The following is a 16,790-nucleotide window of genomic DNA, read 5'->3' as shown; positions in this document are numbered from 1 at the left end:
GTCAACCTATGGTTGACGCATGTCCGAACCCACACCGCCGGCCGTCCAGGTCCGCCTGGACGACCTCATCAACGCCATCAAGAAGGTCCACACCGACGCCCTCGAACAGCTGAGCAGCGCGGTCCTCGCCGCCGAGCACCTCGGCGAGGTCGCCGACCACCTCATCGGCCACTTCGTCGACCAGGCCCGCCGCTCCGGCGCCTCCTGGACCGAGATCGGCACCAGCATGGGCGTCACCAAGCAGGCGGCCCAGAAGCGGTTCGTCCCGAAGGGATCGGGCCCCGACCTCGACCCGTCCCAGGGCTTCTCCCGCTACACCGACCGGGCCCGCCAGGTGGTCGTGCAGTCGATGAGCCAGGCCCGCGCCGCCGGGAACGCCGAGATCGCCCCCGCCCACCTCGTGCTCGCCATGATCACGCAGCGCGACTCGCTCGCCTCCAGGGCGATCGTCGCCCAGGACGTCCTGCTGGACACCGTCCGCCAGGCCGCCACCGCGGCCCTCCCGCCGTCGGGCGACGACCTCCCCGAACTCATCCCCTTCGACCAGGACGCCAAGAAGGCCCTGGAACTGACGTTCCGCGAGGCCCTCCGTCTCGGCCACAACTACATCGGCACCGAGCACCTCCTCCTCGCCCTCCTGGAGTTCGAGAACGGCACCGGCGTCCTGTCGGAGGCGGGCATCGGCAAGGCCGCCGCCGAGGCGAACATCGTCGAGGCCCTGGCCGCCATCACCGCCCAGAAGGAGGGCGGCTGACCGATGAGTTCCGCGTCCGGCCGCGGTCCGACCCGTCATGGAGAAACTCATCAAGGCCAACGGGGTGGAGCTGTGCGCCGAGACGTTCGGTGACGCGGCCGGGGCGCCGATCCTGCTGATCGGGAACACGATGCTCACCTGGCCGGACGAGCTCTGCGAGCTGCTCGCCGAGCTGCGGCGGTTCGTCGTCCGCTACGACCTGCGCGACACCGGGGGCTCCGCCGGTGGCGACCCCGAGGCACCCGGCTACACGCTGCGCGACCTCGTCGACGACGCCGCCGGCGTCCTCGACGCCCACGACCTGCCGGCCGCGCACGTCGCCGGCTTCGGGCCCGGCGGCTGGATCGCCCAGCTCCTCGCCCTGGACCACCCCGGCCGCGTCACCACGCTCACCCTGGTCGCCACCCGGCCCACCGCCCCCGGACCCAGCGACGAGGACCTGCCCGACCACGCGCCCCAGATGATGGCGCACTTCATGAAGATGACGGAGGTCGACTGGAGCGACCGCGAGTCCGTGGTCGCGTTCATGGTCGAGGGCGCCCGGCACCGAGCGGGCCCGGCCTTCGACGAGGCCGAGGCCCGCTCCGCCATCGAACGGATCCACGACCGGACGCGGACCGGCGCCGACCCCGGCAAGGCGCACCGCGCGAACCAGATGGGGACGGTCTTCGCGGCCCTGGACTGCGGCGACCGGTGGCGCGAGCGGCTGCCCGGCATCACCGCGCCGACCCTCGTCGTCCACGGCGAGGACGACCCCTTCTTCCCGCTGGGCAACGGCCGGGCCCTCGCCGCCGAGATCCCGGACGCCGAGCTCCTCGTCCTCCCCGGCACGGGCAGCGAACTTCCTCGCCGGACGTGGGACACGTTCGTCCCGGCCCTGCTCCGCCACACCTCCTGAACGGCGTCAGGACAGGCGGAGGGCCAGGAAGAAGTCGACCCGGTCCTCCAGGCGGGAGAGGTCGCGGCCGGTGAGGTCCTGGATGCGCTGGATGCGGTACCGGACGGAGTTGACGTGCAGGTGCAGCTGCTCGGCGCACCGCGTCCAGGACCCCGAGTTCTGCAGGAACGTCTCCAGGGTGCGCACGAGGTCGGAGCCGTGGACCTCGTCGTAGTCGCGCAGCGGGTCCAGGAGCCGCACCCGGAACATCTGGCGGACGTCGTCGGGGACACTGGCGAGCAGCAGCACGTGCGTCGCGAGCTCGTCGTGCCGGACGACGCGGACCGGCGCGGGGCGGGTCGCGGCGAGGCGGCGCGCGTAGCGGGCCTCCTCGATGGCGCCGCGCAGGCCGGACGCGCCGGCGCGGTCGCTGACGCCGGCGGCGATGCCGCCCTCCGGCAGCCCCGGGGACAGGAAGTCGAGCGCGTCCTGGACGGCGGCGGCGACGTCCTCCCCGGTGGCCGGGACGAGCGCGACGGCCTCCCCGTCCACCATCCCGACCGCCGGCTGCGGCCCGGGGACGGCCTCGGCCAGGACGGTGCGCAGCTCGCCCGGACGCAGCGCCCCCTCCGTCGAGGCCGCGACGGCGACGACGGGGAAGGAAAGCCGGCCGGGCGCGACGGGGTCCCCGGCGAACGCCGCGTCCACGATCTCCTGGGACGAGCGGTCCTCGGCGCGCAGCCGGGCCCGTTCGAGGGCGACGATCGCGGCGAGCTCGCCGGCGAGGGCGTGCCGCTCCTCGGGCCAGCCGGCGGCGTCGCCGTCGAGCGCGATGAACCAGTCGGCGGCGCGGGGCGTGCCGTCCGGGCCGACGGGCAGGACCGAGATGTCCAGGGCGGGGACGTGGTGCGGCAGCCGCGGCGCGGTGAGGAAGGCCCGCGCCAGCGCGGCGGCATCCGTCGGCGGCGGCCCGGCGACGACGCGGCCGGTCGGGGCGAGGACATGGCAGTGGCCGACCAGGTCGAGGACGGCGCCGAGCCCGGTGCCCTCGACCAGCCGCCGGTGCCGGTCGAGGACGGCGGTCAGGTCGGCGGCGCGGGCGCCCGACAGGTGCCGGACGACCTCCTCGGTCACGGTCGCGAACGCCACGTCCTCGGGGACCTTGAACAGCGGGATGCGGTGGCGGCGGCACGCCTCGACGAGGTCGCCGGGGATGGCGCCGAGCGCGAGGTCCCACGCGGCGAGGCCGGAGACGCCCGCGCCCGCGAGGGCCCGGACGAACGCCTCGGAGTCGGCGGGGCCCGTCCGCCAGACCAGCCCGGTCAGCACCAGCTCGCGTCCGCGCAGGTAGCGGCCCGGGTCGAGCAGGTCGGTGGTGACGACCCACCGGATCGGCCGGTCCAGCTCCTCCTCCCCGGTGACGACCTCCAGCCGCAGCCCGGGCATGGAGAGCAGCGAGCGCAGCTTCATATGGAGCAACCTACAAAAGGCCCCGTCCGGCGACGAGGACAATTCGGACGTCCTGCCCCTCGACGGGCCGCCGGGCCGCTGTGTGTACTGCTGGCGTGCTGGAACCTGGTACCGAGGACCTGGCGGCGTGCTGCGCGTCCCGCCGCTGGGTCGGGGCCCTCGCCGGACGCGCCTACGCGGACTTCGGCGCGCTGCGCGCGGCCTCGCGGCGGGCACTGGACGATCTCGGGTGGGCCGATGTGGAGGAGGCGCTCGCCGCCCATCCGCGCATCGGGGAGCGGGCCGGCGGCGACGCCCGGGAGGCGGGCTGGTCGCGCGGCGAGCAGTCCGGGATGGGCGGCGCCGCCCCGGACGTCCGGCATGCCCTGGTCGAGGGCAACCGGGTTTACGAGGAGCGCTTCGGGCACGTGTTCCTGATCTGCGCGTCCGGCCGCCCGGCCCGGGAGATGCTCGGGGAGCTGCTGGCGCGGCTGGGGAACGACGCCGAGACCGAGCGGGAGGTCGTCCGAGGGGAACTGGCCAAGATCGTCGATCTGCGCCTGGCCAAACTGGTGGAGGAACTCACATGAGCCTGTCGACGCACGTGCTCGACGCCGCGAAGGGGCTGCCCGCCGAGGGGGTCGCCGTGCGGCTCGACCGGCGGGACGACGGCGGCGGCTGGACGACGCTCGCCGAGGCCCGCACCGACGCCGACGGCCGGATCAGGGAGTGGGGCGTGCTGCCGCAGGAGGGCGTGCACCGGCTCACCTTCGACACGGCGGGACTGTCCGCCTTCTACCCCGAGGTCACGGTGGCCTTCACGATCGATGATCCGGGGCGGCACTACCACGTCCCGCTGCTGATCAGCCCGTTCGCGTACTCGACCTACCGGGGGAGCTAGATGGCGATCATGCTCGGGCCCAACCGCTACGGGAAGGCGGAGACGCGCGTCGTCCGCGTGACGCGGGACGGCGGCACGCACCGGATCAAGGACGTCAACGTCAGCGTCTCCCTCTCCGGCGCGATGGACGACGTGCATCTGACCGGCGACAACGCGGCCGTGCTGCCGACCGACAGCCAGAAGAACACCGTGTTCGCGTTCGCGAAGAAGCACGGGATCGCCTCCATCGAGGACTTCGGGCTGCTGCTCGCCCGCTACTTCGTCGATTCGCAGCCGACGATCACCCACGCGCGGGTGGAGATCCACGAGTACGGCTGGCGGCGGATCACGGGCGGGCACTCGTTCGCCCGGGACGGCGGCGAGGTGCGGACCGCGCTCGTCCACGCCGGCGCCGCGGCGGAGACGGTCGTCTCCGGGCTCACCGACCTGGTGGTCCTCAACTCGACCGGCAGCGAGTTCCACGGCTTCGTCCAGGACGAGTACACGACGCTCGCGCCGACCGACGACCGCGTCCTCGCCACGGCGGTGACGGCCCGGTGGCGGCACCGCGGCACGGACACGGATACGGACACTGCCTGGGACGACTCCTACACCGCCGCCCGCGACCTCCTGCTGCGCGCGTTCGCCGAGACGCACAGCCTCTCGCTCCAGCAGACGCTCTACCAGATGGGGCGCCGCATCCTGGAGGAGCGGCCGGAGATCTGCGAGATCCGGCTGTCGATGCCCAACAGGCACCACTTCCTCGTCGACCTGGAGCCGTTCGGGCTGGACAACGACAACGAGGTCTACTTCGCCGCGGACCGCCCGTACGGGCTGATCGAGGGCACCGTGCTGACCGATGACGCGCCGGACGCCCCGTCCGCCTTCACGTGAGGAACCCTGGAGACATGGACTTCCTGCGACCGCCGACCTGGGAGGACGCCCTCGCCGCCAAGGCGGGGCTGCCGGGCGCGCTGCCCGTGCAGGGCGGCACCGACGTCATGGTCGAGATCAACTTCGACGCGCGCCGGCCGGAGGCGCTGCTCGACCTCACCGGGATCCGCGAGCTTGCCGACTGGGACATGGCGGACGGCCGGCTGCGCGTCGGCGCCGGCGTCACCTACGCCCGGCTGATCGCCGAGCTGGGCGGCCGGCTGCCCGGCCTCGCCCAGGCGTCCCGGACGGTCGGGTCGCCGCAGATCCGCAACCGGGGCACGGCCGGCGGCAACCTCGGCGCCGCGTCGCCCGCCGGGGACGCCCATCCGCCGCTGCTGGCCGGGGACGCCGTCATCGAGGCGGAGTCGGCGGCGCGCGGAATCCGGATGATCCCGGCCGCGGAGTTCTTCACCGGCGTGAAGCGCAACGCGCTGGAGCCGGACGAGCTGATCCGCGCGTTCTGGACGGCCCCCGCGTCCGGCCCCCAGTACTTCTCCAAGATCGGCACACGGAACGCGATGGTCATCGCGGTCTGCTCGTTCGCGATCGCCCTGCACCCGGCGGAGCGCCGCGCCGGGACGGGCCTCGGCTCGGCCGCCCCGACGCCCCGCCGCGCCGCCGAGGCGGAGGCGTTCATCTCCGCCGAGCTGGACTGGGACGGGCGCGGCCCGCTCTCCGACGCGGCCGCGCGGCGGTTCGGCGCGCTGGTCAGCGAGGCGGCGGCGCCGATCGACGACGTCCGCGGGACGGGGGACTACCGCAGGCACGCCCTCGCGGTGATGGCGCGCCGCACCCTCACGTGGGCATGGAACGAGCACCGGGCGGGGAGCACGGGACGGAAGGAGGCCTCCTGATGCGGGTGAACGTGGTCGTCAACGGGTCCGCGGAGGCCGTGGACGATGTGTGGGAGGGCGAGAGCCTGCTCTACATGCTGCGCGAGCGGATGGGCCTCCCGGGCTCGAAGAACGCCTGCGAGCAGGGAGAATGCGGCTCGTGCACCGTCTACCTGGACGGCCTGCCGGTGTGCGCGTGCCTGGTCGCGGCCGGGCAGGCCGAGGGCCGGGAGGTCCGCACCGTGGAAGGCCTCGCGGAGGGGCCGCCCGGGGAGGAGCGGCTCGACCCCGTCCAGGAGGCGTTCGTGGAGACCGGCGCCGTCCAGTGCGGGTTCTGCACGCCGGGCCTGATCGTCCAGGCGCACGACCTGATCGAGCGGAACCCCGCGCCGTCCGACGCCGAGATCCGCGAGGCGCTCGCCGGGAACCTGTGCCGCTGCACCGGCTACGAGAAGATCCTCGACGCGGTGCGCCTCGCGGCCGCGCGGAAGGCGGTCACCGGATGAGGCTCATCATCGAGAACGCGCACGTCGTCACGATCTCCGGGGAGGAGTACCCCCGCGGCCACGTCGTGGTCGACGGCGACCGGATCACGGCGGTCGGCGCGGGTCCCGCCCCGGCGGGCGCCGCCGCCCGCGTCGACGGCACCGGCTGCCTCGCCACCCCGGGCCTGGTCAACACCCACCACCACCTCTACCAGTGGGCGAGCCAGGGCATGGCCACCGACAGCACGCTGTTCGAGTGGCTGACGACGCTCTACCGGCCGTGGTCGATGATGGACGCCGAGGTCGTCGCCGGGGCCGCCACCGCCGGGCTCGCGTGGCTGGCCAAGTCGGGCTGCACGACGTCCACCGACCACCACTACCTGTTCCCGAAGGGGCGCGGCGACCTGTTCGCGGCGGAGGTGGAGTCGGCGCGGGAGATCGGCCTCCGGTTCCATCCGTGCCGGGGGTCGATGGACCGGGGCGCGTCCCAGGGCGGCCTGCCGCCGGACGAGGTCGTCGAGGACCTCGACACGATCCTCGCCGAGACCGAGGCCGCGATCGACCGGTACCACGACCCGTCGCCGGGCTCCATGCTCCGCGTCGCCGTCGCGCCCTGCTCGCCGTTCTCCGTCACGCGGGAGCTGCTGGTCGAGTCGGCGCGGCTGGCCCGCGACAAGGGCGTCCGCCTGCACACCCACCTCGCCGAGACGCTGGACGAGGAGGAGCACACGACGGAGCAGTTCGGCATGACGCCGACCGAGTACATGGACTCGATCGGCTGGCTGGGCCCCGACGTGTGGCTCGCGCACTGCGTCCACCTGCACGACACCGACATCAAGCGGCTCGCGGAGACCGGCACCGGCACGGCCCACTGCCCGAGCTCCAACGCGCGCCTCGGCTCCGGGATCGCCCGCGTGTCGCACCTGCTGGAGGAGGGCGCGACCGTCGGGCTCGGCGTGGACGGCTCGGCGTCGGCGGAGCTCGTCCCGCTGGCGGGGGAGCTGCGGCAGGCCGTCTACATGCAGCGCGCCCGGTACGGGCCGGCCGCGCTGACCGCCCGGCAGGCCCTGGAGATGGCGACGCTCGGCGGCGCCCGCTGCCTCGGCCGCGAGGACGACATCGGCTCCCTGGAGCCCGGCAAGCTCGCCGACATCGCGCTGTGGCGGATGGACGGCTTCCAGGCGGCCATCGACGACCCGGTCGTCGCGTTCGCGTTCGGGCCGACGCCGCCGCTGCGGCGCCTCCTCGTCGGCGGGCGCACCGTCGTGGACGGCGACACCCTCGTCACCGTCCCGCAGGACGAGGCCGGGCGGCGCGGCGCCGCGGCCCACCGCCGCCTCATGCGCTCGGCGGAGGAGGTGCTCTGACATGGCGTCCCCGGTGAGAAGCCCGGGCCACGTGGCCGCTCCCGGCATCGGCGGGGTCGGGGAGAGCCCGCTGCGGCCGGACGGCACGCTCAAGGTCGCCGGCGAGTTCGCCTACGCTTCCGACCTCTGGATGGACGGGATGCTGTGGGGCGCGACGCTGCGCAGCCCGCACCCCCGGGCGCGGATCCGGTCGCTCGACATCGGGCCGGCGCTCGCGGTCCCCGGCGTCCGGGCGGTGCTGACCCACGAGGACGTGCCGGGCCGGAGGATGTTCGGCATCGACGACACCGAGGACCAGCCCGTCCTCGCCATCGACCAGGTCAGGCACCAGGGCGAGCCGGTCGCGCTGGTCGCCGCCGACCACCCCGAGACGGCCCGCCGCGCCCTGGACGGGATCGCCGTCGACTACGAGGTGCTCACGCCGATCACCGACCCGCGCGCGGTGATCGCCGACCCGGAGCGGCTGAAGGTCCAGGACCGCGGCGGCATCACCCGGTACCAGCCCGTCCGCGTCGGGGACGTGGACGCCGCGAGGGCCCGCGCCGACGTCGTCGTCTCGGGCGAGTACGAGGTCGGCATCCAGGACCAGGCGTTCCTCGGCCCGGAGTCCGGGCTGGCCATTCCGGCCGAGGACGGCGGGATCGACCTGTACGTGTCCACCCAGTGGATCCACAACGACCTCAGGCAGATCGCGCCCTGCCTCGGCCTCCGCGAGGACCAGGTGCACATGACGCTCGCCGGGGTCGGCGGGGCGTTCGGCGGGCGCGAGGACCTGTCGATGCAGATCCACGCCGGGATGCTGGCGCTGCGCACCGGCAGGCCCGTGAAGATGTCGTACAACCGGTACGAGTCGTTCTTCGGGCACGTCCACCGGCACCCCGCGCAGATGCGGTACGAGTACGGCGCCACCGCCACCGGGCGGCTGCTCTACGCCGACGTCGAGATCGTGCTGGACGGCGGCGCGTACACGTCCTCCACGATGAACGTGGTCGGCAACGCCGCCTCGCTGGGCGTCGGCCCCTACGAGATCCCCAACATCAGGATCGACGGCTACGGCGTCTACACCAACAACCCGCCGTGCGGGGCGATGCGCGGGTTCGGTGCCGTGCAGGCGTGCTTCGCCTACGAGTCGATGATGGACAAGCTGGGCGCCGCCTGCGGTCTCGACCCGGTGGAGATCCGCCGCCGCAACGCCGTCACGCAGGGCTCGAAGCTCGCGACCGGGCAGGTCATCGAGTCGCCGGCGCCGCTCGCCGAGATGCTGACCCGGCTGGAGGCGATGCCGATGCCGCCCGCCCCGGACGCGGCCGACCTGCGGAACCTGCCGGGCGGGGTGTCGCAGACGACGCACGGCGAGGGCGTCGTGCGCGGCGTCGGCTACGGCGTCGGCATCAAGAACATCTGCTTCTCCGAGGGCTTCGACGACCTGTCCACCGCCCGCGTCCGGCTGGAGGTCATCGGCGGGGAGGCGACCGCGCTCGTGCACACCGCGGCGGCCGAGGTCGGGCAGGGGCTCGTCACGATCCAGGCGCAGATCGCGCGGACCGAGCTCGGCGTGCAGAAGGTCGCCATCGCGCCCGCGGACAACCGGGTCGGCGACGCCGGCTCGTCCAGCGCGTCCCGCCAGTCGTACATGTCGGGCGGGGCGGTGAAGGCGGCCTGCGAGGCGGTGCGGGCGGAGCTGCTCGCCCGCGCCGCCCGCCGGTTCGGCCGCGGCGACCTGGCCGTGTCCGGCGGGAAGATCATGTCGCGGGCGGCCGGGGTGCTCGGCACGATCGAGGACGCCCTCGGCGACGCCGTGATCGAGGAGACCCGCGAGTACCACCACCGGCCCACGTCCCGCATGGACCCGGTCACCGGGCAGGGGCGCAGCCACACCCAGCTCGCGCTGTGCGTCCACCGCGCCGTCGTCGACGTGGACGCCGACCTCGGCCTGGTCAAGGTCGTCGAGCTGGCCGCCGTCCAGGACGTCGGGAAGATCATCAACCGGACCGGGGTGGAGGGGCAGATCCACGGCGGGTCCGCGCAGGGCCTCGGGCTCGCCCTGATGGAGGAGATCGTCGTGTCGGACGGCCTCGTCCGGAACCCGTCCTTCACCGACTACCTGATCCCCACGATCCTCGACATGCCGCCGATGCGGCTGGAGATCCTGGAGAATCCCGACCCGGAGGCACCCTACGGGTTGCGCGGCGCGGGAGAGCCGCCGACGCTGTCGTCGACGCCCGCCATCGTCGCGGCCGTCCGGGACGCGACGGGCGCGGCGCTGACCCGGGTGCCGGTCCGGCCGGAGCACATCGTCCAAGGAGGCCCATGACGCGGCGGTTCGCGGTCAACTGCTCGATCCTCTTCACCGAGGCGCCGCTGCTGGAACGCCCGGCCGCGGCGCGCGCGGCGGGATTCGGCGAGGTGGAGTTCTGGTGGCCCTGGCCCGGCGAGCCCGACCCGCCCGGCGCGGACGTGGACGCGTTCTGCCGGGCGGTCGAGGACGCGGGCGTGCGCCTCATCGGCCTCAACCTCTACGCGGGCGACATGCCGGCGGGGGAGCGGGGCGTGCTGTCCGACCCGTCCCGCGTCGAGGAGTTCCGGGCCTGCCTGCCGGTGGTGCGGCGGATCGCCGGGCGGACGGGCGTCCGGTCGTTCAACGCGCTCTACGGGCAGCGGCTCGACGGCGTGGCGGCGTCCGACCAGGACCGGGTCGCGACGGAGAACCTCGTCCATGCCGCCCGATCGGTGGGCGAATTCGGCGGAACCCTCCTGATCGAGCCGCTCGCACGCGGGCTCAACGGCGCCTACCCGCTGGAGACGGCCGCGGACGCCATGGCCGTGGTGTCGCGCGTCCGGGCGGCGGGCGCCGCGAACGTCCGGTTCCTGTTCGACACCTTCCACCTCGCGACCAACGGCGACGACCTGGAGAGGGCCGCCCGGGAGCACGCCGCCGACATCGGGCACGTCCAGATCGCCGACGCGCCCGGCCGGGGACGTCCCGGCACCGGCCGGATCGACTTCGACCGGCTCTTCGCCGTCCTGGACGGCATCGGCTACACCGGCCGGATCGCGCTGGAGTACGTGCCCCAGGGCCCGTCGCCCGAGGAGTTCGGGTGGACGACCTCCTGATCCGGTCGCGCCGGACCGTGCTGCCGGACGGCGAGCGTCCCGCCGCCGTCTCCGTCCGCGGCGGCCGGATCGCGGCGATCGCGGCGTACGACGCCGCCGTCCCGGCCGCCGAGTCGGTGGACCTCGGCGGCGTCGCGCTGCTGCCCGGTCTCGTCGACACGCACGTCCACGTCAACGAGCCGGGACGCACCGAGTGGGAGGGCTTCGCCACCGCGACCCGCGCCGCCGCCGCGGGCGGCGTGACGACCCTCGTCGACATGCCGCTCAACGCGCTCCCGCCGACCGTCGACCCGGCCGCGCTGGCGGCGAAGCGCGCCGCGGCCGAGGGGGCGTGCGCCGTGGACGTCGGCTTCTGGGGCGGCGCGATCCCCGGCAACCTCGCCTCGCTCCGGCCGCTGCACGACCTCGGCGTCTTCGGGTTCAAGTGCTTCACGTCCGACTCGGGCGTCCCGGAGTTCCCGCCGCTGGCGCCCGGCGAGATGAGGGCGGCGTTCCGGGAGATCGCCTCGTTCGGCGGGCTGGTCGTCGTGCACGCCGAGGACCCCGCGTCCCTGCGGCCACCCACCGGCGGCGACTATCCGGCCTTCCTGGCGTCGCGTCCCCCGTCAGCCGAACGCCGCGCCGTCGAACAGGTCGTCGGCTTGGCGGAGGAGACGGGTGTGCGCGCCCACATCCTGCACCTGTCATCGGCGAGCTGCCTGGAGGTCCTGGCGAAGGCACAGACCGCCGGCCTCCCCGTGACCGCCGAGACCTGCCCCCACTACCTGACCCTCTCCGCAGACGACGCCTACGCCACCACGTTCAAATGCTGCCCGCCCATCCGCGACGAGGCCAACCGCGACCTGCTCTGGCAGGGCCTCGCCTCCGGCGTGATCTCGTGCGTCGTCAGCGACCACTCGCCCTGCACGCCGGAGCTCAAACTCGGCGACTTCGCGACGGCCTGGGGCGGCGTCTCCTCGCTCCAGCTCGGGCTGCCCGCGGTCTGGACGGCCGCCCGCGAGCGCGGCCACGGGCTGGCGTCCGTCGCCCGCTGGACGTCCGAGGCCCCCGCGGCGCTGGCCGCCGTCCCCGGGAAGGGCGGCATCGCCGTCGGCAACGACGCCGACCTGGTCGCCTTCGCACCCGACGAGCCCTTCACCGTCGACCCGGCCGCCCTCCACCACCGGCACCCCGTCACCCCCTACGCGGGCCGGACGCTGACCGGGCTCGTCCGGACCACCTGGCTGCGCGGCGTGCCGATCGCGGACGAGCCGGCCGGCCGGCTGCTCACCAGGGAGGCGCGATGACCGACTTCACGTCCCTCCCGGACCTGGCCGTCCGCTCCCTCGGCGGCTCGGTCATCGCCGCCAGCGACGAGTCGTTCGCGGAGAAGGAGAACCTGCTCAACCCCTGGCCACCGGCGTTCAGCCCGGAGACCTTCGGGCCGAAGGGGCAGCTCTACGACGGCTGGGAGACCGCCCGCCGCCGGGGACCCGGCCACGACTGGGCCCTGATCCGCCTCGGCCTCCCCGGCCGGATCGTGGGCGTCGTCATCGACACCGCCTGGTTCAAGGGCAACTTCCCGCCGCACGCCTCCGTGGAGGCCTGCTTCGCGGACGGCCACCCCTCGCCCGCCGACCTCGCCGCCGCCGACTGGGTCGAGATCGTCCCGAAGACCCCCCTCACGGGCGACACCGCGCACACCCTCCCCGCCCACGTGCCCGACCGCGTGTTCACGCACGTCAGGCTCAACATGTTCCCCGACGGCGGGATCGCGCGGCTCCGCGTCCACGGCCACGTCGTCCCCAACCCGGAGTTCCTGACCGGCCTGACCGTCGACCTGGCAGCCCTGGAGAACGGCGCCCGCGTCATCGGCTGCTCCGACATGTTCTACTCCTCGCCCGACAACATGCTGTTCCCGGGACTCGCCCGCAACCAGGCGGAAGGCTGGGAGACCGCCCGCCGCCGCGACGACGGCAACGACTGGGCCGAGATCAGCCTGGCCGCGCCCGGCACCGTCCTCCTCGCCGAGATCGACACCACGAACCTGAAGTTCAACGCCCCCGCCGAGGTCCGCCTGACCGGCACCGACGGCCGCGGCGGCGCCGACGACAGGGCGTTCTCCTGGACGATCCTGCCGCGGACCCCCCTGCGGCCCGACACCCGGCACCGTTTCCGGATGGCGACCCCGGAGGTCACGCACGTCCGGCTGGACATCTACCCGGACGGCGGCCTCTCCAGGTTCCGCCTCTGGGGCGTGCTGAGCCCTGAGACCCAGCGCCGCCTGGTGAAGAGCTGGGACGAGTACACCCGATATTAGGCGGATCGTTGACGACCGTGAGATTTCTGCCTACATTCTGAGCACTCGACTCCGGAGCCCGCCTCCGTACGGGTCGACATTCGACAAAATCGTGACGTTCGTGGCGTACACCTCCAATTTCTGAGCCCCCCGGGCCGGAGAGGATTCCCATGAAACGACTGCAGGCAGGCGCTCTTGTTGCCGTCCTCGCGGTGCCCGCGGCGCTCGCCCCGGCCACCGCCCACGCCGCCGGCCCCGCGCACTACACCGGCACCCTCCCCGACGGCGCGACCTGGATCGCCGACGTCCCCGCCCGCTGGAACGGCACGCTCATCCTGTTCAGCCACGGATTCGGCCCGCTCACCCCCGCCGACCGCCCGAGCGAGGCCGCCGGAAAGGCCCTCCTCGACCGCGGGTACGCGCTCGCCGGCTCGTCCTACGATCCGGACGGCTCCCTGTGGGCACTGGGCAGCGCCGTCCGGGACCAGACCGCCGCGAAGGACGCGGTCACGAAGATCATCGGACGTCCCCGCACCACGCTCGCGCTGGGCCAGTCGATGGGCGGCCTGGTCAGCGCCAAGCTCGCCGAGACCCGCGCCGTGGACGGCGTCCTCAGCACCTGCGGCATCGTCGGCGGCGGCGTCGACCTGAACAACTACCAGCTCAACGCGGGCCACGCCATCGCGACGCTGCTGGCCCCGTCCCAGGACATCAAGCTCACCGACTACACGTCCCCTGCCGAGGGCATCGTCGCCGGAACCCAGCTCACCCTCGCCGTGCAGAACGCCCAGGCCACCCCCGCCGGCCGCGCCCGCATAGCCCTGGCCTCCGCCTTCCTCAACCAGTCGTCCTGGTTCACCGGCGAAGAAGAACCACCCCGCCACGACTACGCCGAACAGGAACGCCAGCAGTACCAGTGGCTCACCTCCGGGGTCCTCGGGTTCATCTTCAGCGGCCGCTACTCCATCAACCAGGCGGCAGGCGGTGACAGCGCCTGGAACAAGGGCCTGAACTACCCCCGCCTGCTCACCCGCTCCGCGAACCTCCGCCAGGTGAAGGCCCTCTACCGAACCGCGGGCCTGAACCTGAAGAAGGACCTCTCAACCCTCACTGCAAAGGCCACCAAACAGCTCGAACCGGCCCCTCTCGCCTGGATGACGCGCACATCCGAACCCACCGGCCGCCTCACCGTCCCGACCCTGAACATCCACACGATCTCCGACCAGCTGGTCCCTGTGGAACACGAGACCGAATACGCCGGGACCGTCCGCGCCGCCGGCCGCACCCGCCTGCTGCGCCAGGCCTACGTCCACCGCACGGGCCACTGCAACTTCGCGGCCTCCGAATACGTGGCAAGCCTCCAAGTCCTGGAAAAGCGCGTCAAAACCAACCATTGGCCCAGCATCACACCAAAATCCCTAAACCAAAAAGCCAACGCCCTCTCCCTGGACACCCCCGCCTTCCACCCTCACAACCCAAACCCCCTACTAGTGCAACCTTCCCGCCCATAATGCACTGTGACCCACTGCACAAGCCGACGCTCAGCATCGTCGCCGAGACGTCACCTCCCAATGGGCCAAGACGAGAGCCCCGTGCTACCTGGTGGTCATATGTCCTCGTCCTGCGGTGGCCGAGTGGGCCCGAGAGCCGATCAAGCTCGGTCACCCGGGCTTCGAGCTCACGCCCCTGGTACTGGGACCGGGCTCCGAACCGCTCATAACCTCGACCGAGCAGGCGGCACAGATGCCTGAATTGACCACGCGCGGGAGCGTGTCTTGGCCTGCGAGGACACGGAGCAACTGGACCGCTGGCTGGCCCGCGCGGTCACGGCGGAGTCGGTCGACGACGTGTTCGGTTGATCTGGGTGTGCTTCACGCAGAACGCCCCCGGCGGGGATGCCGGGGGCGTTCTGGGTTTGGGTCAGGGGGTTTCGGTGGGGTCTTCTAGGAGGTCGTCGAACTCGCCGTCCTTGACGCCGGCGATGAAGGCGTCCCACTCGGCCTCGGTGAAGTAGAGGATCGGGCCCTCGGGGTTCTTGGCGTCGCGCATGACGACGGCCCGCTCACCGAAGTCCTTGTGCTGGACGGGGACGTCCTTGCCATCGATGAACTCGATGATGACCCCGTCGCTGAGGATCGGTTCCTGCTCGGTCACTGGCCCACCTTCTTCTTCCCTGGCTCTGGCGTGGCCAAGGCTAGTAGGGAAGGTGCGTGCGGCACACCGGAACGCGAACGCGCGGTGGGGGATCGGCGAAGCACAGGTGACCATCCCCCTCTGCGGAAGGCAGGACATGACCCGAGAAGGACCGGCATGGTCGCGGTGACCGCCGGGGACGCCGAGATCGTCCGGCGGTCCCGGCACGAGCCCGAGTGCTTCGCCGCGCTGTTCGACCGGCACTACGCCGCGATCCACGGGTACGCGGCGCGGCGGCTCGGGCGGGGGCTCGCCGACGACGTCGCCGCCGAGACGTTCCTGATCGCGTTCGACCGGCGCGGGCGCTACGACCTGGCGCGGCCCGACGCGCGGCCCTGGCTGTACGGGATCGCGTCCAACCTCGTCGCCCGGCAGCACCGTGCCGAGGTGCGCCAGTACCGGGCGCTCGCGAGGGCCGGGACGTCCGAGGCCGGCGACGGGCACGCCGACGCGGTGGCCGGGCGCGTCGACGCGCAGGCCGCGAAGGGGGCGCTGGCGGCGGCGCTCGCCGGGCTGCCGCGCGGCGACCGGGACGTCCTGCTGCTCGTCGCGTGGGCGCAGCTCACCGTGCAGGAGGCCGGTGAGGCGCTCGGGATACCGGCCGGGACGGCGCGGTCGCGGCTGCACCGGGCCCGCAGGAGGATCCGCGCCGCATTGGGCGATACCGACCCGACGACCTTGGGAGAGGACCTGTGAACGACCTCGACATTCTTCGCGACGCCTGGGCCGAGCCCGGGCCGCCCGCGGAGGCGTCTCGCACGGCGGCCAGGACGGCGCTCCTCGAACGCGCGTCAGGAGGCACCCGGAAGCGGGGGCGGTTCCGGCTCGGCATCAGGGTCGCGGTGGTGGCCGCCGCGGTCGCCGTGGGCGTGACCGTGGTGCAGGCGGGCGATGAGGACGGGCCGGTCGTGCGTCCCGTGTCCAACGCGTCGCAGGCGCTGGAGCGGGCCGCGCTCGCCGCGGAGGCGCGGCCGTTCACGCCGCCCCGTCCGGATCAGTGGGTCTACATCGAGTCGCGGACGCTGACGGGCCCGGTCGGGGCGCCGCCGGAGAACCTGCGCGACACGGGCGTGCGGCGGCAGTGGAAGCGGGCCGACGGCACGAAGTCCGCCAGGCTGGAGGACGGGAAGCTCGTCGTGTCCGCGACCCCGCCGACCACGCCGCCGTCCGACTACGCGTCGCTGGCGGCGCTGCCGACCGATCCGGCCGCCCTGCTGCAATGGGTCTACCAGAGGGCGGGCGGGCGCACGGCGGAGGGACGGTACTCGGCCGCGTACTCGATGCTGTGCGCGATCCTGCGGGACAACCTGCTGCCGCCGAAGACCGAGGCGGCGGTGTACCGGGCGATCACGCGGATCCCGGGCGTGACGGCGGTCCTGTTCCTCGGCCTGAAGATGGAGGGACGGTCGCCCGAACGTCCGGTGCTCGGGCTCGGGCGCGTCACCGAAGGCCGCCACCGGGAACTGCTGCTGGACCGGAACGGCTACGCCTACCTCGGTGAGGGGTCGGCCGCGATCGAGGGCGATGCGCTGAACCTCACCGTCCGGGTCAGGTCGGGCGTCGTCGACGAGGCGGGGCAGCGGCCCTGAAGAGCGGCGGGAGAGCGGCCGGGGCGCGCCCCGGC

Annotated in this window: 17 protein-coding genes; 15 read left to right on the top strand and 2 right to left on the bottom strand. The window is 73.3% G+C overall.

The features are described from left to right. Nucleotides 1–19: 19 nt before the first annotated feature. Together BM339_RS22435 and BM339_RS22430 are read left to right on the top strand one after the other, a co-directional pair. Nucleotides 20–754 carry a Clp protease N-terminal domain-containing protein gene (locus tag BM339_RS22435; RefSeq protein ID WP_075022118.1) on the top strand — a complete coding sequence of 245 codons (735 nt, stop codon included), beginning with the start codon at nucleotides 20–22 and terminating at the stop codon, nucleotides 752–754. Between the two features lie 37 nt (nucleotides 755–791). Next, nucleotides 792–1,652 carry an alpha/beta fold hydrolase gene (locus tag BM339_RS22430; RefSeq protein ID WP_021594208.1) on the top strand — a complete coding sequence of 287 codons (861 nt, stop codon included), beginning with the start codon at nucleotides 792–794 and terminating at the stop codon, nucleotides 1,650–1,652. 6 nt (nucleotides 1,653–1,658) lie between these two features. Here BM339_RS22430 and BM339_RS22425 read toward each other — a convergent pair whose 3' ends face one another. Next, nucleotides 1,659–3,101 (bottom strand): PucR family transcriptional regulator, encoded by a 1,443-nt coding sequence (locus tag BM339_RS22425; RefSeq protein ID WP_075022117.1) that lies wholly within the window; start codon nucleotides 3,099–3,101, stop codon nucleotides 1,659–1,661. Nucleotides 3,102–3,196: 95 nt separating this feature from the next. On the opposite strand from BM339_RS22425, the gene uraD reads away from it, so the two are divergent. The 11 genes from uraD to BM339_RS22370 all read left to right on the top strand — a co-directional run bounded on the left by uraD (nucleotide 3,197) and on the right by BM339_RS22370 (nucleotide 14,484). Continuing rightward, nucleotides 3,197–3,670, top strand: coding sequence for a 2-oxo-4-hydroxy-4-carboxy-5-ureidoimidazoline decarboxylase (gene uraD, locus BM339_RS22420; RefSeq protein ID WP_021594210.1), 474 nt, complete (start codon nucleotides 3,197–3,199; stop codon nucleotides 3,668–3,670). Beyond that, nucleotides 3,667–3,981, top strand: a complete 315-nt coding sequence (gene uraH / locus BM339_RS22415; RefSeq protein ID WP_021594211.1) for a hydroxyisourate hydrolase — start codon at nucleotides 3,667–3,669, stop codon at nucleotides 3,979–3,981. The genes uraD and uraH overlap by 4 nt, the downstream gene beginning before the upstream one ends. Then, nucleotides 3,982–4,854, top strand: a complete 873-nt coding sequence (pucL, locus tag BM339_RS22410) for a factor-independent urate hydroxylase (RefSeq protein WP_075022116.1) — start codon at nucleotides 3,982–3,984, stop codon at nucleotides 4,852–4,854. 14 nt (nucleotides 4,855–4,868) lie between these two features. Then, nucleotides 4,869–5,750, top strand: coding sequence for an FAD binding domain-containing protein (locus BM339_RS22405; protein WP_021594213.1), 882 nt, complete (start codon nucleotides 4,869–4,871; stop codon nucleotides 5,748–5,750). Continuing rightward, nucleotides 5,750–6,235: a (2Fe-2S)-binding protein gene (locus tag BM339_RS22400; protein ID WP_021594214.1), complete on the top strand. Its 486-nt coding sequence runs from the start codon at nucleotides 5,750–5,752 to the stop codon at nucleotides 6,233–6,235. Before BM339_RS22405 ends, BM339_RS22400 begins: the two co-directional genes overlap by 1 nt. After that, nucleotides 6,232–7,581, top strand: a complete 1,350-nt coding sequence (locus BM339_RS22395) for an 8-oxoguanine deaminase (protein ID WP_177287753.1) — start codon at nucleotides 6,232–6,234, stop codon at nucleotides 7,579–7,581. Before BM339_RS22400 ends, BM339_RS22395 begins: the two co-directional genes overlap by 4 nt. A gap of 1 nt (nucleotide 7,582) precedes the next feature. Then, complete coding sequence (pucD, locus tag BM339_RS22390) at nucleotides 7,583–9,895, top strand: xanthine dehydrogenase subunit D (RefSeq protein ID WP_024936324.1); 2,313 nt, start codon at nucleotides 7,583–7,585, stop codon at nucleotides 9,893–9,895. Then, nucleotides 9,892–10,695 (top strand): hydroxypyruvate isomerase family protein, encoded by an 804-nt coding sequence (locus BM339_RS22385; protein WP_021594217.1) that lies wholly within the window; start codon nucleotides 9,892–9,894, stop codon nucleotides 10,693–10,695. Before pucD ends, BM339_RS22385 begins: the two co-directional genes overlap by 4 nt. Next, the gene (gene allB, locus BM339_RS22380) at nucleotides 10,680–11,981 is read left to right on the top strand and encodes an allantoinase AllB (RefSeq protein ID WP_021594218.1); all 1,302 of its coding nucleotides are present in this window, start codon (nucleotides 10,680–10,682) and stop codon (nucleotides 11,979–11,981) included. Before BM339_RS22385 ends, allB begins: the two co-directional genes overlap by 16 nt. Beyond that, nucleotides 11,978–12,994 (top strand): allantoicase, encoded by a 1,017-nt coding sequence (gene alc / locus BM339_RS22375; RefSeq protein WP_075022115.1) that lies wholly within the window; start codon nucleotides 11,978–11,980, stop codon nucleotides 12,992–12,994. The genes allB and alc overlap by 4 nt, the downstream gene beginning before the upstream one ends. A 149-nt stretch (nucleotides 12,995–13,143) precedes the next feature. Then, nucleotides 13,144–14,484 (top strand): alpha/beta fold hydrolase, encoded by a 1,341-nt coding sequence (locus tag BM339_RS22370; RefSeq protein ID WP_075022114.1) that lies wholly within the window; start codon nucleotides 13,144–13,146, stop codon nucleotides 14,482–14,484. 409 nt (nucleotides 14,485–14,893) lie between these two features. On the opposite strand, the gene BM339_RS49985 is transcribed toward BM339_RS22370, so the two are convergent. Then, nucleotides 14,894–15,127 (bottom strand): DUF397 domain-containing protein, encoded by a 234-nt coding sequence (locus BM339_RS49985; RefSeq protein WP_021594222.1) that lies wholly within the window; start codon nucleotides 15,125–15,127, stop codon nucleotides 14,894–14,896. A 156-nt stretch (nucleotides 15,128–15,283) separates the two neighbouring features. On the opposite strand from BM339_RS49985, the gene BM339_RS22360 reads away from it, so the two are divergent. Beyond that, on the top strand, nucleotides 15,284–15,862 hold the full coding sequence (locus BM339_RS22360; RefSeq protein WP_075022113.1) for an RNA polymerase sigma factor: 579 nt from the start codon (nucleotides 15,284–15,286) through the stop codon (nucleotides 15,860–15,862). Beyond that, entirely contained in the window at nucleotides 15,859–16,755 is an 897-nt protein-coding gene (locus BM339_RS22355) for a CU044_5270 family protein (protein ID WP_075022112.1), read from the top strand. The genes BM339_RS22360 and BM339_RS22355 overlap by 4 nt, the downstream gene beginning before the upstream one ends. Nucleotides 16,756–16,790 lie beyond the last annotated feature (35 nt).

The sequence above is a fragment of the Actinomadura madurae genome (assembly GCF_900115095.1).
In the GTDB taxonomy this organism is placed as follows: domain Bacteria; phylum Actinomycetota; class Actinomycetes; order Streptosporangiales; family Streptosporangiaceae; genus Spirillospora; species Spirillospora madurae.
Note: the sequence above shows the minus strand (reverse complement) of the source record. Positions and strands in the feature narration are given on the sequence as shown.